The organism is Pandoraea eparura (assembly GCF_902459725.1).
GTDB lineage: Bacteria > Pseudomonadota > Gammaproteobacteria > Burkholderiales > Burkholderiaceae > Pandoraea > Pandoraea eparura.
In genome coordinates, this window is the sequence record NZ_CABPSH010000003.1 from 520,430 (window position 1) to 542,196 (window position 21,767).

Annotated in this window: 19 protein-coding genes; 3 read left to right on the top strand and 16 right to left on the bottom strand. The window is 64.4% G+C overall.

Annotated elements, in window-relative coordinates; genetic code table 11:
- Positions 1 to 64: 64 nt before the first annotated feature.
- The 10 genes from PEP31012_RS10340 to PEP31012_RS10380 all read right to left on the bottom strand — a co-directional run bounded on the left by PEP31012_RS10340 (position 65) and on the right by PEP31012_RS10380 (position 10,635).
- Positions 65 to 874 carry an HpcH/HpaI aldolase/citrate lyase family protein gene (locus PEP31012_RS10340; RefSeq protein ID WP_150589243.1) on the bottom strand — a complete coding sequence of 270 codons (810 nt, stop codon included), beginning with the start codon at positions 872 to 874 and terminating at the stop codon, positions 65 to 67.
- A gap of 46 nt (positions 875 to 920) precedes the next feature.
- A complete protein-coding gene (locus PEP31012_RS10345; protein WP_150589244.1) occupies positions 921 to 1,670 on the bottom strand; it encodes a GntR family transcriptional regulator in 750 nt (249 codons plus the stop codon).
- 36 nt (positions 1,671 to 1,706) lie between these two features.
- Positions 1,707 to 2,897 (bottom strand): CaiB/BaiF CoA transferase family protein, encoded by a 1,191-nt coding sequence (locus PEP31012_RS10350; RefSeq protein ID WP_150589245.1) that lies wholly within the window; start codon positions 2,895 to 2,897, stop codon positions 1,707 to 1,709.
- Positions 2,894 to 4,066 (bottom strand): acyl-CoA dehydrogenase family protein, encoded by a 1,173-nt coding sequence (locus PEP31012_RS10355; RefSeq protein WP_150589246.1) that lies wholly within the window; start codon positions 4,064 to 4,066, stop codon positions 2,894 to 2,896. The genes PEP31012_RS10350 and PEP31012_RS10355 overlap by 4 nt, the downstream gene beginning before the upstream one ends.
- Before the next feature lie 29 nt (positions 4,067 to 4,095).
- A complete protein-coding gene (locus tag PEP31012_RS10360; protein WP_150589247.1) occupies positions 4,096 to 5,529 on the bottom strand; it encodes an MmgE/PrpD family protein in 1,434 nt (477 codons plus the stop codon).
- A 36-nt stretch (positions 5,530 to 5,565) separates the two neighbouring features.
- Positions 5,566 to 6,963 carry an MFS transporter gene (locus PEP31012_RS10365; protein WP_150589248.1) on the bottom strand — a complete coding sequence of 466 codons (1,398 nt, stop codon included), beginning with the start codon at positions 6,961 to 6,963 and terminating at the stop codon, positions 5,566 to 5,568.
- 106 nt (positions 6,964 to 7,069) lie between these two features.
- Positions 7,070 to 8,593 carry an amidase gene (locus tag PEP31012_RS10370; protein WP_174978188.1) on the bottom strand — a complete coding sequence of 508 codons (1,524 nt, stop codon included), beginning with the start codon at positions 8,591 to 8,593 and terminating at the stop codon, positions 7,070 to 7,072.
- Positions 8,574 to 8,897 (bottom strand): hypothetical protein, encoded by a 324-nt coding sequence (locus PEP31012_RS23630; protein ID WP_174978189.1) that lies wholly within the window; start codon positions 8,895 to 8,897, stop codon positions 8,574 to 8,576. The genes PEP31012_RS10370 and PEP31012_RS23630 overlap by 20 nt, the downstream gene beginning before the upstream one ends.
- A 112-nt stretch (positions 8,898 to 9,009) precedes the next feature.
- Positions 9,010 to 9,519, bottom strand: a complete 510-nt coding sequence (locus PEP31012_RS10375) for a MaoC family dehydratase (RefSeq protein ID WP_150589250.1) — start codon at positions 9,517 to 9,519, stop codon at positions 9,010 to 9,012.
- Positions 9,520 to 9,759: 240 nt separating this feature from the next.
- A complete protein-coding gene (locus PEP31012_RS10380) occupies positions 9,760 to 10,635 on the bottom strand; it encodes a LysR family transcriptional regulator (protein ID WP_150589251.1) in 876 nt (291 codons plus the stop codon).
- A gap of 140 nt (positions 10,636 to 10,775) precedes the next feature.
- Here PEP31012_RS10380 and PEP31012_RS10385 point away from each other — a divergent pair, with 140 nt between their 5' ends.
- The 3 genes from PEP31012_RS10385 to PEP31012_RS10395 all read left to right on the top strand — a co-directional run bounded on the left by PEP31012_RS10385 (position 10,776) and on the right by PEP31012_RS10395 (position 15,126).
- Positions 10,776 to 12,530, top strand: a complete 1,755-nt coding sequence (locus PEP31012_RS10385; RefSeq protein WP_150589252.1) for an acyl-CoA dehydrogenase family protein — start codon at positions 10,776 to 10,778, stop codon at positions 12,528 to 12,530.
- A complete protein-coding gene (locus PEP31012_RS10390; protein ID WP_150589253.1) occupies positions 12,527 to 13,717 on the top strand; it encodes a CaiB/BaiF CoA transferase family protein in 1,191 nt (396 codons plus the stop codon). The genes PEP31012_RS10385 and PEP31012_RS10390 overlap by 4 nt, the downstream gene beginning before the upstream one ends.
- A gap of 92 nt (positions 13,718 to 13,809) precedes the next feature.
- Positions 13,810 to 15,126 (top strand): MFS transporter, encoded by a 1,317-nt coding sequence (locus PEP31012_RS10395; RefSeq protein ID WP_150589254.1) that lies wholly within the window; start codon positions 13,810 to 13,812, stop codon positions 15,124 to 15,126.
- Between the two features lie 65 nt (positions 15,127 to 15,191).
- Here the strand turns inward: PEP31012_RS10395 and PEP31012_RS10400 are convergent, their stop codons facing one another.
- The 6 genes from PEP31012_RS10400 to PEP31012_RS10425 form a co-directional block, all read right to left on the bottom strand.
- On the bottom strand, positions 15,192 to 16,430 hold the full coding sequence (locus PEP31012_RS10400; protein WP_150589255.1) for a phenylacetate--CoA ligase family protein: 1,239 nt from the start codon (positions 16,428 to 16,430) through the stop codon (positions 15,192 to 15,194).
- Between the two features lie 95 nt (positions 16,431 to 16,525).
- The gene (locus PEP31012_RS10405) at positions 16,526 to 17,338 is read right to left on the bottom strand and encodes an ABC transporter ATP-binding protein (RefSeq protein ID WP_150589256.1); all 813 of its coding nucleotides are present in this window, start codon (positions 17,336 to 17,338) and stop codon (positions 16,526 to 16,528) included.
- Between the two features lie 80 nt (positions 17,339 to 17,418).
- A complete protein-coding gene (locus tag PEP31012_RS10410; RefSeq protein WP_246171239.1) occupies positions 17,419 to 18,711 on the bottom strand; it encodes an ABC transporter substrate-binding protein in 1,293 nt (430 codons plus the stop codon).
- Positions 18,712 to 18,826: 115 nt separating this feature from the next.
- Positions 18,827 to 19,903 carry a branched-chain amino acid ABC transporter permease gene (locus tag PEP31012_RS10415; protein ID WP_150589258.1) on the bottom strand — a complete coding sequence of 359 codons (1,077 nt, stop codon included), beginning with the start codon at positions 19,901 to 19,903 and terminating at the stop codon, positions 18,827 to 18,829.
- A gap of 68 nt (positions 19,904 to 19,971) precedes the next feature.
- Positions 19,972 to 20,886, bottom strand: coding sequence for a branched-chain amino acid ABC transporter permease (locus PEP31012_RS10420; protein ID WP_150589259.1), 915 nt, complete (start codon positions 20,884 to 20,886; stop codon positions 19,972 to 19,974).
- A gap of 63 nt (positions 20,887 to 20,949) precedes the next feature.
- Complete coding sequence (locus PEP31012_RS10425; RefSeq protein ID WP_150589260.1) at positions 20,950 to 21,756, bottom strand: ABC transporter ATP-binding protein; 807 nt, start codon at positions 21,754 to 21,756, stop codon at positions 20,950 to 20,952.
- Positions 21,757 to 21,767: the final 11 nt, after the last annotated feature.

Sequence of the window (21,767 nt, forward strand, 5' to 3'; positions counted from 1 at the left end):
GTTTTGCACAGCCTTTGTGATGGATCAAACGCGGCGCGCAACGTCATCAGTCCAGCGAAGCCCGCTATCCCAACTGCCCGACGATCGCCTTGGCTCTTTCCACGACAGGTCGGTCGACGAGCTTGCCGTCCACGGCGATCGCGCCTGCGCCCGCCGTGGCTACCGCATCGAGCACCCGCTCTGCCCAATCGGCTTCCTGCGGCGTCGGCAGGAAGCCGTCGCGCACTATCCCGACCTGCTTAGGGTGAATGCAGAGCTTTGCTCCGAATCCAAATGCGCGCGAATGGCGCACGTCGGCACGCAGCACCTCGTCGTTACCGATCGCCACGGTCACCCCGTCGATGGGCGCCGGCAACCGCGCGTAGCGAGACTCGATCACGAACTGCGTGCGAATCGCATCGAGCGCGCCGCCATCGTCGCCGATGCCCGCGTCCGCGCAGAAATCGACCGTACCGAAGGCCAGGCGCGTCACCCCCGGCGCCCCCGCGATTTCCCGCAGACGCACCACCGCGTCGACCGTCTCGATCAGCGCATAAAGCGTCTGCGCCTCGCGCAAACGGGCGCGCAACGACTGTATCTCGTCGGCCCGCTCGGATTTGGGCAGCATGATCCCGGCGACGCCCGGCATTTCAGCCAAGCGCAGATCGTCGCCGTACCAGGGCGTATGCACGCCGTTGATGCGCACCAGCACACGCGCGTCCTCGCCGTGCTGCGCCAGCCATTGGAACAACGCGTCGCGCGCCGTGTGTTTGCGCTCGGGAGACACCGCGTCCTCGAGGTCGAGGATCACAAAGGCGGCGTCGGTGGCGAGCGCCTTGTCGAAGCGGTCCGGACGGTCGCCGGGAACGAAAAGATATGTCGATGCTGCTGTCATGGGAGCCCCTTTGCGCGGGCGCCCTTCCCGACGCATGGACGGGTTGTCAGGACGCGGCGCGCCAGTCGCGTTGAAATGTTTCCGAATAACTGAAGCGGTCGGCCGGGTGAATGCTGATCGCCGCCTCGACGATTTCCTCACGGCGATTCAGATAACGCCGGCAAATCCACAACGCCGCCGACTTTGGCTTGACGTTGAGCCAGCGCGCCTGCGCCGGTGTGATCAGCGTGGCCCGAATCTCCTGCTGCACCGCAGCGATGTGTTCGCCGAACTGCGCTTCAATCAGCGTGTAGATCGGCACATGAGAACTGCTCTCAATCCCCTCCAGCGCACGAAACGCCGGATGGATGTAGATGTCGCTGACACAAATCGGCTCCGGCTCGCCGCCACTGCGCCGCAGTGCCGACAGATGCAGCCACGATTCACCAGTGCCGGCGCGCAGCACCGGCGCCAGCGTCTCGTCAACTTCGACCAGATCGCGGGCGAAGATCTCCAGCTCGGTGTCGGCCGTGTATTGCTGCAAGTCGCTCAGTTGCCGCATTACCTGCTGGTAGCCGCTGACCGCCTCGCGCGCCAACACGCGCGTGCCGACACCGGGCTGGCGGTCCACCAGCCCCATCTGCACCAGGCGCTTGACCGCCTCGCGCACCGTGAAGCGGCTGGCACCGAACTGCTCGCACAGATCGAACTCGGTCGGCAGGAAGTCACCGACCGCGTATCGGCCATCGCGGATCTCGTGGATCAGCGTCTGCGCGAGCTGTAGATAGCGTGGCTGCTGGTTGAGCAATAGGGTCATGCGCGTGGTCGGCAATGCCGGTGAGGAGTAATGGTGTCATTGCACCACAGCTTGTTCGCGCAGCCAAGCAATCGCGTCGTCGCCGAACCCGGCTTCACGCAGTACCTCGTCGGTATGCTCACCCATGCGCGGCGCCGCACGTGCCGGGAGCGGTGTGTCGATGCGCACCGGCGACGCCACGCCCTTGATCGGACCATGCTCCGGGTGCGCGAAATCCATCACGCGAGCCTGTTCCGCAACGAACGGGTTGTCGAGTGCCTGGGCGACGTCGTGCACCGGTGCCGCCGGCACCTTGCCTGCGAAGCGCTCCATCCACGTCGCCGTGTCCTCGGTCATCAACACGTCGTCGAGTTCGCGGCGCACGCGGTTGCGATGCTTCAGGCGCGCCGCATAGTTGCAAAGCTCAGGGTCGGTGATCCATTCCGACTTGCCGATCTCCTGCGCCAACACGCCCCAGAACTTCTCCTTGTTGCACATCAGGAAGATCCAGCCGTCGCGCGTGCGATACAACTCGCTGGGCGTGAGCGAAGGATGGCTCGAACGCGGTTCGCGCCGCGTCATGTGTCCGCCGTTCAAATACCAGGTGGCGACGTAGGCCAGGTTATGCAGCGCCACATCGAACAGGCTCACATCGAGGTCGCGTCCCGTGCCCGTCTTGCGCGCTTCGAGTACCCCGGCAAGCAGCGCCATCGACGCCGTCGTGCCGGTCATCAGGTCGATGATCGACAGGCCGAAGCGCGCCGGCGGACCGTCCGGCTCGCCCGTCAGCGACAGATAACCGGCCTCGGCCTGCATCAGGTAGTCATAGCCCGGCCACGCCTTGCGTGACCCGGTGCGGCCATAAGCCGACAGGTGCACGCATACCAGCGCGGGGTTCGCGCGCGACAGCGACGCATAGTCGAGGCCGAGCTTGACCGGGAGATCGCCGCGCAGATTATCGAACACGGCGTCCGCGGACTCGACCAGCTTGAGCAGGATCTCCTTGCCTTCGGCGCTCTTGAGGTCGAGCGCCATGCTGCGCTTGTTGCGGTTGAACGCTTCGTAGAAATGACTGTCACCCTCGCCGAAGAAGTGCGGGCCGACCGCGCGGCCGACATCGCCGCCGTCCTTCGCGTTCTCGATCTTGATGATGTCGGCGCCCAGATCGGCCAGGTGCTGCGTGGCGAACGGGCCGGCACCGTATTGCTCGACTGCGATCACACGCAGTCCGGAAAGTGGCAGGCTCATACCGGGTTCCTCTCGATCAGCTGCTTCGCGATGATGATGCGCTGCAACTCGTTGGTGCCCTCGCCGATCACGAGCAACGGCGCATCGCGATACAGCCGCTCGATGTCGAATTCCTTCGAATAGCCGTAGGCGCCGTGGATACGCATCGCCTCGGTGCTGTTCTCGACACCGGCCTCGGTGGCGAAGTACTTCGCCATGCCGGCTTCCATGTCGCAACGCTCGCCGCGGTCATACGCCTGCGCCGCCGCATCGACGAGCAACCGCGACGCATGCACGCGTGTGGCCATCTCGCCGAGCTTGAGCTGGATCGCCTGGTGCTCGCAGATCGGCTTGCCGAAGGTCTTGCGTTGCTGACTGTAGGCCACCGAGGCGTCGAGCGCCGCCACCGCGATGCCCAGACCGCGCGCCGCGACGTTGATGCGGCCCAGCTCCAGCCCGCTCAGGATTTGCTTCAGGCCACGCCCCTCCTCGCCGCCGATCAGACGGTCGACCGGCACGCGGTAGTTGTCGAAGTTGAGTTCGCAGGTGTCGATGCCCTTGTATCCGAGCTTCTCCAGCTTGCGGCTCACTTCGAAGCCCGGGCCTTTCTCCGCAATCAGCAGGCTCATGCCGCGATGGCGCGGCTGGGCCGTGGGATCGGTCTTGACCAGCAGCACCAGGCAATTGCCGTACAGGCTGTTGGTGATCCAGGTCTTGGCGCCATTGACCACATAATGATCGCCATCGCGCGTGGCGCTCGTTCGGATCGCCTGCAGATCGGTGCCGCAATCCGGCTCGGTCAGGCCGATGCCGCCGCGCAGCTCGCCGGTCGCGAAGCGCGGCAGGAATTCCGCCTTCTGGTCCGGCGTGCCGTTGCGCTGCACCGTCATCGCCATGATCAGATGCGAATTGACGATGCCGCTGAGCGACATCCACACCGCCGACATGCGCTCGATGATGCGCGCATAGGTGCGGGTCGAGAGCCCCAATCCGCCGTACTCGGGCGCGACCAGGCAACCGAACAGCCCCATCTCCTTCATCTGCTCGACGATCTCGGCGGGATACTCGTCGGCTTTCTCCAGGGCATGCACGTAGGGCTTGACCTCCACCTTGAGGAAGCGGTCGAGCATGTCGAGGATCAGGGTATCGTCCTCGCCTTGCCCTGCGATGTTGTTTTCCACTTGCGTCATCTCACTATCTCCAAACATTCACTCGCGGCCTAGACCGACTCGCCGAGCACGGCGTGCAGGGCGCCCGCCGGCAGGCGGTCGAGAGCGAGCACGGTCTCGCGCACCTTGTCAACGCGTGCCTGCGGCAGCACACGCGCGGCGTTGGCAACGTACTTCTCCACGATTTCCGCGTTGCTGAGCGGACGATCCGCGCTGCCGCGATTGATCGCCTCGCGATGCGCGAGCGTGCTGCCGTCGCGCAGTTCCAGCACGACTTCCCCCGTATAGTGGCGCGGGAAAGTGCTGGCCGGGTCGATCTCGTACTCAACCTTCGCGGCCAGCGCGAGCACCGCGTCGTTGCGCAGCGCCGCAGGTTCAAGTTCGTCGAGCGTGAAGCGTCCCTTGATCAGCGCGCTGGACACCACATAAGGCACGCTGAACTGCGCATCGTAGCTGTTGGCCGGACGGCGCTTGTTGGCCACCGGCTCGCATACCGTCTTGACGACCGCCTCGGGAACCTTCACGCGAATGCGCGCGACCTGCTCGCCCAGTTCGCTGATCTTCCCGCCGCGTTGCTGCCAGACCTTGTGCAACTCGGTGCCCGCGTCGGCGAACGCATGCGTGAAATGACAGGCCGGCACCGGCTTGATCGCCACTTCCTCGATCTGCCACTGCTCGCCCAGACCTTCGGTCGCCAGCGACAGATCGGCATTGCCGCGCTGCTCGCCGAGGTAGCTCGAAAACAGGCCAAAGCGCCCTTCGTACGGTGCGGATGCGCCGATATAGCCGTGCGCGGCCAGGGTCGCGGCGGTGAACGCCGACTGTGCGGCCCAGCCCGGATGCAAGCGCTTGGTCCAGGCGCCGTCCTGCAGGAATTCGAGGCTGCCGCTGGCCATGGACAGGGCGATGCCCTGCGCCATCGCCGTCTGGTGTGCGTCCAGGCCCAGCAGGCGCGAGGCCGCGAGCGTGCAGCCGAAGATCCCCACGACACCGGTCGGATGGAACCCCACCTGGTGGAAGCCGCCCTTCGCCACCGAGCCGATGCGCGTTGCCGCTTCCATGCCGGCGATGTAAGCCGCCAGCGTCTGGGCACCATCGGCGCCGCGCAATTCCGAGACGCCGAACACGCACGGCAACACGCTCGCGGTGGCATGGATCACGCCGCGCGAGTGCGTGTCGTCAAAATCGAGGCCATGCACGAGCACGCCGTTCATCACCATCGCGTCGCGAGTGTTGAGGCGATGACCGCGGCCAATCACCGTCGCGCCAGGCTTGTCGCCGGCGCTCAGTGCGGTGAGGCCATCGAGCGCGACGCGGGTAAAGTCGGCCGGCTGCGACGCGTAGGCCAAGCCGATCGCGTCGAGCAGCAGGTGCTTGGCGCGCTCGCGCACGACCGCCGGCACGGCGTCGAGCGAAAGGCCCAGGGCGAACGAGGCCAGCGTTACCGAGATCCCCTGGGGCGTGTGGTTCACTTCTGAAGTCATGCTGGCTCCTTCCTGAACGGATGCAAGGTGTTGGGGCTAGCGCTCGGCATGCATGGCACGCGTTGTCGCGGCGCCACCGAGACCGGCGTCGCCGGGCACGCCGATATCTTCGAGCGACTGTTGATTGGTTTCCACGCGCAGCACCAGCAGCGCGACGATCAGCAGGCCAAGCACGCCGCTCACCATCGCCAGTACGCCGGAGATGCCGAAGTGCTGGAACAGGGCCACCGCCAGATACGGCGTGCTCATCGACGCCGCACGGCCGCACACGCCGGCAAAGCCCGTGCCGCGCAGACGGAACGCCGTGGGAAACAACTCGGGGATATAGCCGTACAGACCGAGCGTGACGACCGTGTAGATCGACGTGACCAGGCAGAAGCCGATGATCGAGATCGACATCGCATCACGCATCTGCGGGTACAGGAAGCCGAGCACGATCGTGGCCGCCGAAAACAGCACGAGGCCGCGCTGCCGTCCGAGGCGATCGCCAAGCAGATAGCCGACCAACGCACCGCCCGGGGCACCGAAGGCCATCAGCGTCGTGAATCCGAGCGACTGCACCACCGTCAGGCCTTGCTTGACGAAGAACGTCGGCAGCCAGGCCACGAAGCCGTACACCGCCACATTGATGGCGACACAGGTGAGCGCGGCGGTGAGCGTGCGGCCGATCACGGGCTTCGAGAACAGCACCGACAGGGGCACGTTGCGCGCCATCACCGGCTGCGCGGGCGGCACCGGCGGCAGCGCGCCGAACTGACGCTTCACCTGGCCTTCGATCTCGGCGAGGGTGGCTTCCGCATCCTGGGTGCGGCCCATCGATTCGAGCCAGCGCGGCGATTCCGGCATGCGCTTGCGCATGATCCAGATGGCGAGCGCGCCCGCGCCGGCGATGGCGAACATCCAGCGCCAGCCGAAGTTCGGGATCACGACATACCCGACACTCGTGGCGATCAGCAGGCCCGAGTTGATGATGAGCCCCATCAGCGAGATCCAGCGCCCGCGATAGGCCGGCGGGACGAATTCGCACAGGGTGCCGGCGGCCACGACAAGCTCCGCGCCGAGGCCGAGGCCCATGATGAAACGCAGCACGATCAGGGTGGCCATGTTCGGCGCGAAGCACGCCAGCAGCGAGGCGATGCCGAACACGGCGAGATTGATCTGGTAGGAATAACGTCGGCCGAAGCGATCGCCAACGTAGCCTGCGAGCGCCGAACCGATCAGCATGCCGAAGAAAGTGGCCGAGATGAAGGCCGCGTTGAGCTGCAACGTCGAGAAGCCGCTCTTGACCAGCGCCGCGAGCACCCCCGCGGCGAGATAGACATCGAAGGCGTCGAGTAGCGCGCCACCACTGATGAGTCCGAGAATCTTCCAGTGAAACCTCGCCAGGGGAAGCCGGTCGAGCCGGGCCCCAGCGTTGACGGAGGTTGCGTTCATACGGTTGTCTCCTGAACGTTGGTGGCATCCGTTCGTCTGAAGCGAACGTGATGCGAGCAGAAAATTGACTTGCGGCGAACGATGGCGTCATCGTTCTCGGCTTGCGTTACCCCTTCCTGTCCATGGCTAACTGTGACACTGACAATCGCGCCGTATCAAGACCCGCCGGCATCGCTGCGTGGTCGAGCGGGCCGAGACGGTCCACCGACGGCAGGTGCCAGTCTGTATGTTGTTGCAACTGATGCGCGAGACGCAGCAGCGTGTCCTCGCGCCACGCACGTCCGATCAACTGAACCCCGGTCGGCAATCCGTTCTGCGTGCGCCCGGCCGGTACGGCAACCGCCGGCAGGCCCAGGTAGTTGATGCCACGCGTCCAGTAAGAGAAATCGCCGAAGCGCCGTTCGATCTCGTCCGCGTCGCCGTCGAGCGTCTCGGCAATGGTCGGCACCGCGTACGGCAACGTCGGCAGCAGCAGCGCTTGCGCCCCTTCCAGGTAGCGATCGACGAACGACTGCGTGTAGCCGGCACGCAAGCGCAGCGCGTCGACATAACGGGTGGCCGGATACAGCAGGCCACGCTCCAGCCGGCGCAAGACCTGCTCGCCGTACGCGTCACGCCGCTCGCGCAGCCACGGCCCGTGGATCGACGCGGCCTCGGCGCCGAGCATCAGGGTGGCAAGTGCTCCGGCCTCGCGCAAATCGGGCAGCGGGACTTTGCGAACGGTCGCGCCACTGGCTTCGAGCGCTTGCGTCACCCGTGCAACGGCCGCGCGAATTTCGTCGGAGATCGGCGCCGTGGCGTCGAACTCGGGCACCGCGACGACATCGCGCTCGCTCAAGGGCTGCGCCAACGCGCGCGTGAAATCGCGTGCCTGGCTGACGAGGCAATGGGGATCGCTGGCGTCCGGCCCCCAGATGGTGTCGAGCACCGCCGCCGCGTCGGCCGCGGTACGCGCGAGCACACCGACACAATCGAGGCTCGGCGACAGCGGCATCACGCCGTAGGTGGAAACCGCGTGCTGGGTCGGCTTGATGCCGGTGACGCCATTGACGGCGGCGGGAATGCGAACCGAGCCCCCGGTATCGGAGCCGAGGGCGGCGAACGCAAGGCCGCGCGCGACAGCCACGCCACTGCCGCTGGACGACCCGCCACTGACGTGGTCCGGCGACCAGGCGTTGCGGCCATGCCCGAGGTGCGCGTTGAAGCCGGTCGGGCTCATGGCGAACTCCGCCATGTGCAGGGCGCCAAGATCCACGGCGCCCGCGGCATCGAGGCGCGCGAGCACGGTGGCCGTCTGCGACGGCCGATGCCCGGCGAGAATGCGACTGCCGCATTCGGTCAGTTCGCCGGCTCGGAAAAACATGTCCTTGTGCGCGAGGGTCGCCCCCAGCACGCGGCTATTGGGCAGCGTGACATCGTCGCGGATCGCGTGGTCGACGGCACGTGCCTGTTCGAGCGCGGCATCGCTGCGCAGACGCACGAAGCCGCCCGCAAGGCCGGCGGCCCCCGCTACGTCGAGCGCGACGGCCGCGCGTTCGAGGCAGGTGGCGCCGGACCGGTCGCGCTCCGGCGCCGCGTCCGTTGCCAAGCCTTTTGCCGAGTAGTTTTCCTCAGCGTGCAGGGTTCGCATCGCTTGTCTCCTGCTGGCGCAGCGTGGCGTTGAAGGCATCGGGCGTGAGCCAGTCGAGCGCGCGCGCAGCAACGGCGGCGGCGTCGGTGATGCCATGTGCGGCTTTGGCGAGTGCGACCGCATGCACCGGGCTGAGCGGCGCCGAGCCGAACTGATCGACCCAGCGTGCGGCGCTGATCGCGTCGACAGACCGAGATCCCTCGGCGGGGGGGACGGGATGGCTTGCGGTCGCGCTGACGTCTCGGGGATGACCGAGCGAGTCGGCTATCGCTGCCGCACCGCCTTGCCGGATGTTGCCTTGCATCCTTGCCTCCATCGCCGTGCCATCACGGCGAGCCGTGCCGCGGGTGCCGAGCGTTTCGGCGCACCCCGCGCGATGTCGATTGGAACGTACCGTGTGAGCCGCGCTGCCCGGCTCAGTCGCCGACGCCGTAGCCGCGTTTCGGAATCAGTGCGCTGCGCACGAACTCCATGACCTGCACGCCATGCTGGTTGAAGGCACGGGTATGCACGGTGACGATGCCTTGCGTGGGACGCGAGCGCGATTCGCGCTTTTCCAGGACCTGCGATTCGGCGTAGAGGGTGTCGTTGCAGAACACCGGGGCGGTGAGCTTGATCTCTTTCCAGCCGAGGTTGGCGATGGCTTTGCCGCTCACGTCGTTGACGGTCATGCCGAGCACGATGGCGACGGTCAGCCCGCTGTTGACGAGCAGCTGGCCGAATTCGCTCTTGGCCGCGTGCGCGGCATCGCAATGCATCGGATGGAAGTTCATCGTCAGCAGCGAGAAGTGAATATTGTCGGCCTCGGTGATGGTGCGCCCGGGACGGTGCTCATAGATATCGCCAATCTCGAAGTCCTCGAGATAGCGTCCGTAGCTCGCGCGAATGCGGCGCGTGGTCTCCGTCTGGGGTTGCAGTGCGTCCATGTCTCTCTCCTCCTGAATTCGATCGCTTGGCTAAGCTCGCCGACTTTGTTCGGTATTTATTACTTTGTACGGACAAAGTATTGACGAAAGAAAACCCGAAGTCAAGATGATGGGAAACCCTTAGGGGCGGGTTCAACGGCGCGGCTGAGCCGATTGGCTGGCGCGTGCCGCCTTGGCGTCGGCGCACGGTGCGTCCCCGTCGCGCCGCAGCCACCGCTCAGGATATGGCGAGCCGAACGCCTACTTCGGCTGGAGCACAGCGAGAAATCGCTCGGTCAGGTCCAGTTGGCTGCCGGCGCGCGTCAGACGCAGAATCTGCGAGGAGAACGTGTTCCGCTCCAGCGGAATAAAGACGGCCCGCTGAGATTGGGTGCGCGCCAAGGCTTGCGGCACCAGGGCGACCCCCATGTGAAACTCGACCATCGTCACGACCGTTTGCCAGAGCCGTGCTTCATGCCGGATCTGGGGACTGAACCCCGCCTCCACACAGGTGGCAATGATCTGGTCGTGGTAGTGCGGAGACACCGTGCGCGGAAACAGGATGAACGGCTCGTGCGAGAGCTGACGCAAATCGATGCGGCGCCGCTTCGCCAGCTTGTGATCGACGGGCAGGCAACAGAGCAACGCCTCCGACATCCACACCTGCGTCGCGACCTCGGCTGGAAAGTGCCCCCAGTGGGCAAATCCCAGGTCGATCTGCAATTGCTGCAACGCTCGCACCTGTTCCGCCGTATTCATCTCCTTGAGCACAATCTCCACCGACGAATGCGCCGCTTCGAACTGCTGCACGGCCTCCGGTAGCCCCCGGTAAAGCATCGAATTGACGAACCCGATGCGCAGGCGTCCCGCCAGCCCGTGCGCGGACTGCAGGGTGACCTTGGCCACGTCCTCCGCTTGCTGCAACAGCCGCCGGGCTTCGCCCAAGAGCACTTGCCCCGCATTGGTCAGCGCCACGGACTTGTTGCTCCGCTCGAGCAGCTTCACGCCGAGTTGTTCTTCAAAACGCCGAATATCGAAGCTCAATGCCGGTTGCGAGATGAAGAGCCGACGCGCCGCCCGGCCGAAATGCAACTCCTCCGCGACCGCGACGAAGTATCTGAGCTGCCTCAGTTCCATGAAAGCGCCTCCGGATAACGATAATCAGATCTTATCGTACGTGCCATCAATTGTATTGGACGATTATCAGACTGAACCGTACGCTGGTCTCCAAGAAGCTACGGTGCCAAGGCGCCGCACGATAATTCAGGAGACAGTCAATGCTCGAACTTCGGCAAGCGCCCGAGACGTCCAACATCCCCGACAGCCGCGGTATCAATTTCTTCCATAGCGACCCGTCGTTCGGCCCGCTGCTCAAGAGCTACCTGGGCGAGACGGTGTTCCATGGCGTCAGCGACCGGCTCGTAGAACTGGGACAACGCGCGTCCGACGAACTCGACGCCTGGGCGACGAGCGCCGACCACAATCCGCCCACGCTTCGGCAGCGCACACGTCGCGGCGAGGCCATCCAGCACATCGAGAAGCACCCGGATTACGTCGCGCTCGAACGCGTGGCCTACAGTGAACTCGGCCTCGCCTCGATGAGTCATCGCAGCGACGCACCGCTGCCGCTCGTCAAGTACGCGCTCACCTTCCTGTTCGTGCAGGCCGAATTCGGCCTCTGCTGCCCGGTCAGCATGACCGATTCGCTCACGCGGACGCTGCGTAAGTTCGGGTCGAAGGCACTCGTGGACCGGTACCTGCCGAGGCTCGCGTCGCAGGACTTCGATACCCTCTTCCAGGGCGCGATGTTCATGACGGAGCAGGCGGCAGGTTCCGACACCGGACGCACCGTGACGCGCGCGACCCGCGGCGTCGATGCCGACGGCAACGAGGTCTGGAAGCTGACCGGCGACAAATGGTTCTGCTCGAACGCCGACGCCGATCTGGCCATGGTTCTCGCGCGTCCGGATGACGCGCCCGAAGGCATGAAGGGACTGGCGCTGTTCCTGCTCCCGAAGGTGCTTGAAAACGGCACGCGCAACCGCTATCACATCGTTCGGCTGAAAGACAAACTCGGCAGCCGGTCGATGGCAAGCGGCGAAATCGTGCTCGACGGCGCCGAGGCCTACCTTATCGGCGAAGTGGGGCGCGGCTTCCAGCAGATGGCGGACATGATCAACATGTCGCGACTGTCCAACGGCGTGCGTGCGGCGGGCCTGATGCGGCGCGCCCTCACCGAAGCGCTTCACGTGGCGAGGCATCGCTCAGCCTTCGGTCGCAAGCTCATCGAGATGCCGCTGATGCAGCGCCAGTTGCTGAAGATCATGCTGCCGGCGGAGCAGGCCCGGTCGATGTTCATGCAAATCGCCGCACTCCTTCCCCGCGCCGACCGCGGCGATGCGCAGGCGGCCAAATGCGTGCGCATCCTCACGCCGCTCGTGAAGCTGCGCGCATGCCGCGACGCTCGCCAGGCGACGGGCGATGCGATGGAAGTGCGCGGCGGCGTGGGCTATATCGAGGAGTGGGCCGACCCGCGCCTCGTGCGCGACGCGCATCTTGGCTCCATCTGGGAAGGCACGAGCAATATCGTTGCACTGGACGTTGCACGGGCAACGCGGCGCGAAGGCGCGCTGACATCGCTCGGCCAGTACCTCCATGCGCTGCTCGACGATGCCGCGTTGCCGCCGGAAACCGTCGCATTGCTGCGCGCTGTGTTCGAGCGCGCCAGCGCGGCGCTCGACAGCGTGGCGGAATGCGGCCGCGACGAGAACGTGCGCGAGGCGGCAAGCGCCGTGTACAACGCGACCACGGCGGTGTTCATGGCGACGGAAGCGGCTCGCCTTGCCCCCGACTTCCGCCGGCTGGCCCTCGCCCACCTCATCCTCGAACACAAGCTGCTGCCGCGCGACCCGCTCGCGCCGAAGGATATCCGCGACGATGCGCCGCTGCTTCGTCAGTTGGTCGATGAAACGCCGATGCCCCTCGCCGCCGCGATGTCGCTCATGCCCGCGCGTGAAGGCGGTGCACGATGAGCCCCGCTCGCGTGACCGGCGCACTTCAGGGACTGCGCGTCATTGACCTGAGCCGGGTGCTGGGCGGTCCGTACTGCACGCAGGCGCTCGCCGACCATGGCGCCGAAGTGATCAAGCTCGAACCCCCGGGCGGCGACGAAACGCGCGGCTGGGGCCCACCCTTTGTCGGCGAGACGGCCTCGTATTTCGTGGGGGTCAACCGGAACAAGCAAGGCATCTGCGTCGACTTGTCCCGCGAGGAAGGTCGCGAAGTGCTGTGGCAGCTTCTCGACGGCGCCGACGTGCTCGTGGAGAACTTCAAACCCGGCACGCTCGAGCGTTGGGGAATGGATTACGCAAAGCTCGCCGAGCGCTATCCCCGCCTGATTCACTGCGCGATCTCGGGCTTTGGACCGGACGGCACCCTTGGCGGCCTGCCCGGGTACGACGCGGCCATTCAGGCGATGGCAGGGTTGATGAGCGTGAACGGCGAAAGTGAAGGACCCGCGCTTCGTATCGGTCTTCCGGTGGTGGACATGGTCACCGGGCTCAATGCGCTGTCAGGGATCTTGCTGGCGCTCGCGGAACGCGAAAAGAGCGGTCTGGGTCAGTCGCTCGATATCGCGCTGTACGACTGCGCCGTCTCGCTGCTGCATCCGCATTTGCCCAACTACTTTGGCAACGGGCGCACGCCGCAACGCAGCGGCAATGCACATCCGAACATCGCGCCTTACGACAGCTACCGAACTGCGACCGAGCCCATTTTTCTCGCCGTCGGCAACGACCGCCAGTTTGCGAAGCTGGTGTCACATCTGAACGCGCCTGAACTCGCCCACGACGCACGTTTCGTAGACAACCGCAGCCGTTGCGAACATCGCCGCGAGCTGAAGGAAAGTCTGGAAAGGCTTCTGCAAGCCCATGCGTGCGAGCCGCTCGCGGCCGAGCTGATTCGCGGCGGCGTGCCGTGCGGGCCGGTGCAAACCGTCGATGCCGTCGCCAGGCACCCACATACGCGCCACCGGCAATTGATTGTCGAAATCGGCGCGTATCGCGGCACCGGCACCCCGATCAAGCTCTCGCGAACCCCGGCCACCTATCGCACGCCCCCGCCCACCCTCGGCGGCAATACCCGGAGCGTGCTCGACGCACTCGGCATTGACGCGACGACGCAACAGCGCTTGTTCGACGCCGGAGTCCTCAAAGGCTGAACGCGCTTATCGATCAATCGAAACACGCATTCGAAGCCCCCTTCGAAACAAGCCGGCGAACGAGACCGGCCATCCTTACCTGGAGACATTTCATGCAGAACCACGCTCAGGGCAGCCCGGCGCGTCAGCCGGGCCGGGCCGCCTTCGCCGCTTTCGTCGGCACGACCATCGAATGGTATGACTTCTATATCTATGCGATGGCGTCGGCGCTCATCTTCAACAAGCTGTTCTTCCCGCAAGGCGACCCGTTCTACGCCACGCTCGCCTCGTTCGGCACGTTTGCGGTCGGGTTCTTCGCCCGTCCGTTTGGCGGCCTGATATTCGGTCACCTCGGCGACCGGATCGGCCGAAAGAAGGCCCTGGTGGCCACGCTCGCGATCATGGGCATCGGCACGGTCGGCATCGGCTTCCTGCCGACCTATGCGAGCGCCGGGGCGCTTGCGCCGACGCTCCTCGTCGTACTTCGCATCGCGCAGGGCATTGCCATTGGCGGTGAGTGGGGCGGCGCGGTGCTGATGGCGGGCGAGCACGCGCCGCAACGCAAACGCACCTTCCTTGCGTCATTCGCGCAGCTCGGCAGCCCTGCCGGATTGATTCTCGCGCTGCTTGCGTTCAAGACGGTGGGGCATCTTCCGCGCGAAACGCTGATGGGTTGGGGCTGGCGCCTGCCCTTCCTGGCCAGTGCGGTGCTGCTCGTCATTGGCGTGTTCATCCGCGCGAGCGTGTCGGAGTCGCCCGAGTTCACGGCGGCCATCGAGCGGGAAAAGCCCGCGCGTCTTCCCATCGTCGATGTGCTGCGCAACGCATGGGGCACGGTCCTGCTTTGCCTCGGTGCCAACGTGATCGGCGTGGCCGGCGCATGGTTCCTCAACACGTTCATGCTCAGCTTCACCACGCAGACGCTTGGGTTGAGTCGGGAGATGATCCTCGACTGCCTGTTCGTTGTGGCGTTCATTCACTTCTTCAACCAGCTCTTTTCGGGGTGGATCGCGCAACGCGTCGGGCCAGTCAAATTTCTCGCGTGGGCCGCAGGGCTCGCGATGCTCTCGCCCTATCCCATGTTCGCCCTCGTGTCGACGGGTCGTCCGGTGGCCATTGTGATCGGCATCGGGATTGCGGTGGTGTGCATGTCGGGTTCGTATGCCGTGATGGCCGGGCTCATGACCGACGCCTTCGACGTGCGCTATCGTTACTCCGCCATTTCGCTGTCGTACCAGTGCTGCGCGGCAATCGCCGGCGGCCTGACGCCGCTGATCGGCACCTTGCTGGCCCACGCGTGGCCGGGGCAGTGGTGGCCGCTGGCGTTGTTCTACAGTTCCCTTGCCGCCGTGTCGCTGATTTGCCTGGGCGGGTTGCAATGGAAGCAATCCACCTACCGCGCATCGGCGTCGGTGGCGGTGCCTGAGTAAGCGCTCGCCAGCCTCGGTCGGCAACGTCGTTCGGTAGTGCGAACGACGTTGCCGCCGCAAGACACTCAGTCGTAAGCCCTCGCATCCTCGACCCACTTCCCATCCGCCGGCAGTGTTCCGGGGGTGACGAAGTCAACGTCCCCGCGCAGCCGGGTCACGTCGCGCAACGTTTGCTGTACGCGCGCGGCCAAGCCTTCCGGCGGCGCGGTGGTCGTCTCGCAAATCAGGCGCATCCGATCCTCCCCGACACGCCCCTCTACCCGTAGCTTCAGGCGCACCAACTCCGGATAGCGCTTGGCAATCTCGCCAATCTGCCCCGGATGCACGAACATGCCACGCACCTTCACCGTCTGGTCGGCGCGCCCGAGCCAGCCTTTGAGCCGCATATTGGTACGCCCGCAAGGGCTGATCCCCGCCTCCACGGCCGACAAATCCCCCGTCGCAAACCGAATCAGCGGATAGTCCGGATTGAAATTGGTGACCACCACTTCGCCAATCTCGCCCTCGGGCACCGGCGTCGTACCCCCCGGCTCCACCAGCTCGACGAGGACGTTTTCGTCAACGATCAACCCCGCCTGCGCGTCGCTCTCGAACGCAATCAATCCCAAGTCCGCCGTGCCATATGACTGCCGCGCTGTCACACCACGCACACGGAACCACTCGCGCAACGACGGCGGCAATGCCTCACCGGACACCGTTGCACGTCGAATGCTGCCGAGATCCGCGCCGATCGATTCGCCTTTCTCCATCAGAATCTTCAGGAACGACGGCGTGCCCGCGTAGGCGACCGGTCGCAAATGACGAATCGCCTCGAGCTGCAATTCAGTTTGCCCAACGCCCGCGGGAAACACGCAGCAGCCCAACCGTGCCGCCCCGGTCTCGATCATCATCCCGGCCGGCGTGAAGTGATATGAATACGTGTTGTAGACCAGATCGCCGGCGCGCAGTCCCGCCGCAAACATCGCGCGGGCAAACCGCCACCAGTCGCTGCCGCGCCCGTCCGGCTCATAGATCGGCCCGGGCGATTGATACACGTGCGCCAGGCCACCGACAGGCGTGGCATTCAAGCCCCCCAACGGCGGATGGCGCACCTGGAACGCCGTCAGGTCCGATTTACGCGTCACCGGCAGCCCGGCCAGGGCGGCGCGCGAACCGATCTCGCGTGCGTCCACCGCGCCGAGCGCCTGCGCGAAATATGCCGCATGCGCCCGGGCGTGCCCGACCTGCGTCGGCAGCGCCGCCAACAGCGCCGTTTCGCGAACCTCCGGCGCACGGGTTTCCAGCGTGTCGAAGTAATCGTTCATAGTGACGGAAATACGTTTGAAGATTAATGATCGAGGCACAGTCGTCCACACGAACAAGCGCACAATCGCGCAAAGCCCAGAAGAGCCTAGAGCCCTCAGGCTATCCAGCGCTTGCGCCGTCGATAGCTCTTGACGTTGCGAAAGCTCCCCGCGCTGTTGTCTCCGTCCTTGGCGATCCCAAGGTAGAACTCCTTGACGTCCTCGTTATCGCGCAGGGATGCCGCGTCGCCATCCATCACCACACGCCCGTTTTCCAGGATGTAGCCGTAGTCCGCATAACGCAGCGCCACCATCGTGTTCTGCTCCGCCAGCAGAAAACTGACGTTTTCGCGCTGATTCAAATCGCGCACGATCGCAAAGATCTCCTCGACGATTTGCGGTGCAAGCCCCATCGACGGTTCATCGAGCAGCACCATCGACGGCTGTGCCATCATTGCGCGGCCGATCGCGCACATCTGCTGCTCTCCCCCCGAGGTGTATCCCGCTTGTGACTTGCGTCGCGTCTTCAGCCGCGGGAAATACGCGTAGATGCGCTCCAGCGCGTGCTGTTGCGCACTACGCGACGCCTGACGCACATAGCCTCCGGTCAGCAGGTTCTCTTCGATGGTCAGGTGCGCAAAGCAATGACGCCCCTCCATCACCTGGATCACGCCGCGCTTGACGAGGCCGTTCGGGGTCAGCTTCTCGACGCGCTCTCCGCGATAGTCGATCGTGCCCTTCGTCACTTCACCGCGCTCGGCCTGCAGCAGGTTCGAAATCGCCTTGAGCGTCGTACTCTTGCCGGCCCCATTGGCCCCGAGCAACGCCACGATCTTGCCCTCGGGCACTGTCAGCGACACGCCCTTGAGCACCAGAATGACGTGGTCGTAGATGACTTCAATATTGTTGACGCGCAAACTCGCTTCCATGCATGACTCCAGGATCGATGCGGCCTTGGGTCGTCGTGCGTCGTCCGCACTGGGCTGCGCCGTGCGGACGACGGCGTCGATCACATCTTGTAGCAGGCGGGTGTCATTCCCTTTTCCTTGGCATATTGCTTGGCCGACGCTTCGAACAGCGGGTGAATCAGGCGCCGGTTGCCCTCGATCCAGTCGGACACCATCACCCACTTGGTGCCATCCCATTGCTGGATGCGCACCTTGCCCGAGCCCTCGTGATCCTCGCAGCTCGTCTTGATGTCGGGCAGCAGCCCGGTGGCGCCCAAGGCCTTCAGGCGAGCGGCGTCGATATTCAGGTTCTCGAGCCCCCAACGCACCTGCACCGGCGTCATGACCTTGCCCTTGCCGAACTTGTTCTGGGCGGTGTTGAGCGCCTCGACGGTGGCCACCGCCGCGGACACCCCACGGTTGTAAAGCACGGAGCCGATCTTCGACGCATCTTGCAGATTGCCCTTGCCCGCGCCATAGACCACCTTCTCGATGTCGGCGATCAGCGGCACCTGCTTGCCCGCCACGTTCCAGGTGGCGCTCATATACCCCTTGGCGGCCGGGCCCGCCGGAATCGTGTCTTCCTCGGAGCCGGCCCACCAGCTACCGATGATCCGGTCGCGCGGATAGCCGACCTTCTGCGCCGCCTTGAGCGCCGTCTGATTCATCACGCCCCAGCCCCAGAACACGACGTAGTCGGGGTTCTCCTGCCGGATGCGCAACCATTGCGCGCCCTGCTCGTTGCCCGGATGCGCCACCGGAATCTCGATCAGGTTGAACTTGTGGATCTTCGATTCGGCCTGCAAGGCGACGATCGGCTCCTTGCCATACGCCGAGTCGTGATACAGATAGACGATCTTCTTCCCGTTCAGCGAGCCGCGGTTCTTGTCGGCCAGGAACTTGATGATGGCCGACGCTTGCATCTGGTAGGTCGTGACCAGTGGGAATGCCCATGGAAATACCGAGCCGTCCACCGCATCGGTGCGACCGTAGCCCATCATCACCAGCGGCACCTGGTCGGTCGCCGTCTTGTCGATCAGCGCGTACGAAATGCCCGTCGCCATCACGTGGTACGCCGTGCCCTTGGTGACCGGGTTCTTTCCCTTGAGACGCTCGTAGCACTCCACGCCCTTGGCGTTGTTGTACTCGGTCTCGCACTCCTCCCATGTCAACTTCACGCCGTTGACACCGCCATGCTTGAGATTCACGTATTGCAGATAGTCGATAAAGCCGCCATAGAAGGACTGTCCGTTCGCCCCGTACGGGCCGACCCGGTAGTCGGCAAGTGCGATGAACTGATCGTTTGATTGCGCAAACGACGCGCCGGTGACCCCCATGCCAAGCACGAGCGCCATGCCTAACGATGCCGTCAATTGTTTCGTGTTCATGCTGTGTCTCCGTCTGTGGTTTTTTTCATGGCAAACGCTGCTGCGGCACCGCACGACGCACCGTGCGCCACCGTGTCTAACCTCAATGCGGGAAGGGCCAGATGCGCAACTTCTCCTTGGCGATTTGCCAAAGCCGCGCCAGCCCATGCGGCTCGACAATCAGGAAGAAGATGATGAGCCCGCCAAACACCATCAACTGAATGTGCGAAACGGTCGCATTGGTGAACGGCAAATGCATAAGCGTGGCCATCGCCGGCAGCGCGCTATCGAGCAGAATCGGCAACAGCAGGATGAATGCAGCGCCCAGAAAGCTCCCCAGAACGCTACCGACGCCGCCGATAATGATCATGAACAGGATGCGAAAGGACAGATCGAGTGAAAAGCCGTCCGGCTCGACGGAACCGAGGTAACAGTAGGCATACAGCGCGCCAGCCACGCCGCAATAGAAGGAGCTGACAGCGAAGGCGAGCAATTTGACGCGCATCAGCGGAATACCGATCACCTCGGCAGCGACGTCCATGTCGCGTACCGCCATCCACGCGCGACCGATGTGCGATCGCACCAGGTTCTTCGCCACGAGCGCCATCACCGTGACGACGCCGAGCACGAACAGGTATTTGCGTACCGGCGTGTCAACGTCGACACCGAGCATCGAGATCTTCTGTGCGGTGATCACCCCGGACGAACTGTGGTTCGAGAGCCATGGAAACTTCGTCAGCACCCAAAGCACAAAGAACTGCGCTGCCAGCGTGGCGACCGCCAGGTAGAAGCCCTTGATGCGCAACGACGGCAGGCCGAACGCCACGCCCACGAGCGCGGCGCAAACGCCGCCCAGTGCAAACGAGGCGAGAATTGGCATGCCTTCGATGCGCAACTGGAAGTTATAAGACGCATAGGCACCCACCGCCATGAACGCCGCCGTTCCCAGAGACAACTGCCCCGCATAGCCCGTCAGGATGTTGAGGCCCAGCGCCGCGAGCGAGAACACGAGAAACGGCACGAGAATCGCCGTAAGCCAGTATTCGGAGGCTACCCACGGCAGCACGCCGAATGCGACAGCGAGCATGGCGCCAACGGCGAGCCGATCCTGGCGGATTGGAAATATCTGACTATCGGCTTCGTAAGTGGTCTTGAACTGCCCGGCTTCGCGATAGAACATGGATGGCCTCTGCGGTAAATGCTTGTACGTTCGGCTTGTAGGCTTGTTTCGAGGTGACGAGCGTCGGCTCAGACCCGATCGATATGCCGCTCGCCGAACAGCCCTTCCGGGCGAACCAGCAGGAACAGCAACGCAAAGACATAAGGGAACCACCCCTCGATGCCCCCGAAATTTCCACTGAACTGACTTTCCAGCAGTTGCGGTACATAGATCTCCGCGAGCTTTTCCGCCGCGCCGATGATCAATCCCCCGACAATCGCCCCTGGAATCGAGGTGAAGCCCCCCAGGATCAGCACCGGTAGCGCCTTGAGCGCGGTCATCGTCAGCGCGAACTGCACGCCGTTGCGCGATCCCCAGAGCATGCCGGCGACGAGCGCAACGAACCCCGAGACGCTCCACACCACGACCCAGATGCGTTGCAGCGGAATACCCAGGGAGAGCGCCGCCTGGTGATCGTCGGCCACGGCACGAAGCGCACGGCCGATGCGCGTGGCCTTGAAGAACAACGCCAGCAATGCGACCAGCACGGCGGCAATGCCGGCGGCCGCCAGATCGAAGCGGCTCACGAGCACGCCGGTCGAGTCCATGATCGATGCGATGGGTTCGTCGACAATGCCCAGCGACAGCGCTCGCACCTCATTGCCCCACAGCAGGGGGGCGAGGCCTTCGAGGAAGAACGACAACCCGATCGTCGCCATGAACAACGTGATAGGCGACTGGTTCACCAGCTTTCGCAGCACGAAGCGCTCGGTCGCCAAGCTCAACAACACCATGACGCCGAATGCGCCAATGGCAGCCAGCCACAGCGGCAAGCCGCGCTCCATCAGGCCAACCACCGACAGCGCCGCGAAATACACCATCGCACCCTGGGCAAAGTTGAACACGCCGGATGCCTTGAAGATCAGCACGAAGCCGAGCGCGACAAGGGAATACATCACCCCGGAGAGCAGCCCGCCGATCAGGATTTCCATAAAAAACTGCATCGATGTCTCCCAGTCGCCAATGCGTTGCCGGCGATCGATCGTCTGTTACCTAACGTCTGAGCATCACGCGGCGGCGGGCATCCCGTGTGCCGCCCCCAGATAGGCACGTATCACCTCGGGGTCCGCCCTGACTTCGGCGGGCGTCCCGTCACCGATCTTCTTGCCGTAATCGAGCACCACGACCCGATCGGAGATATCCATCACAACGCCCATGTCGTGTTCGATCAACACAATCGTCGTACCGAACGCATCGTTGACGTCCAGGATGAAGCGACACATGTCGCGCTTCTCTTCGAAATTCATACCGGCCATCGGCTCATCGAGCAACAGAAGCTCCGGTTCGGCGGCAAGCGCGCGCGCCAGCTCGACACGCTTTTGCAAGCCGTAAGGCAGCCGTCCGACCGGCGTCTTCCGAATATGCTGAATTTCGAGAAAGTCGATGATCTCCTCGACCTTGGCGCGATTCGCCATTTCCTCTTGCCGCGCCCGCCCCCACCAGAGCGCACTGGCCAGCAGGCCCGAGCGCATCCGGGTGTTACGGCCCGTCATGATGTTGTCGAGCACCGTCATGCCCTTGAATAGCGCGATGTTCTGGAACGTGCGCGCCACACCCTGACGCGCTGCGGACGTCGGATGCATACGCTGGCGCAACTGCCCACGAAAGACAATCGCGCCCTGCTGCGGGTGGTAGACGCCATTGATCACGTTGAGCATGGAACTCTTGCCCGCGCCATTGGGGCCGATGATCGCGCGGATCTCGTGCTCGCGAACGTCGAACGAGATATCCGTCAACGCCTTCACGCCGCCGAACGACAGGCTGATGTGCTGCAAATCGAGCAGGACGTCGCCGAACTTCCGGTTGTCGTGCATGCCTTCTCCCG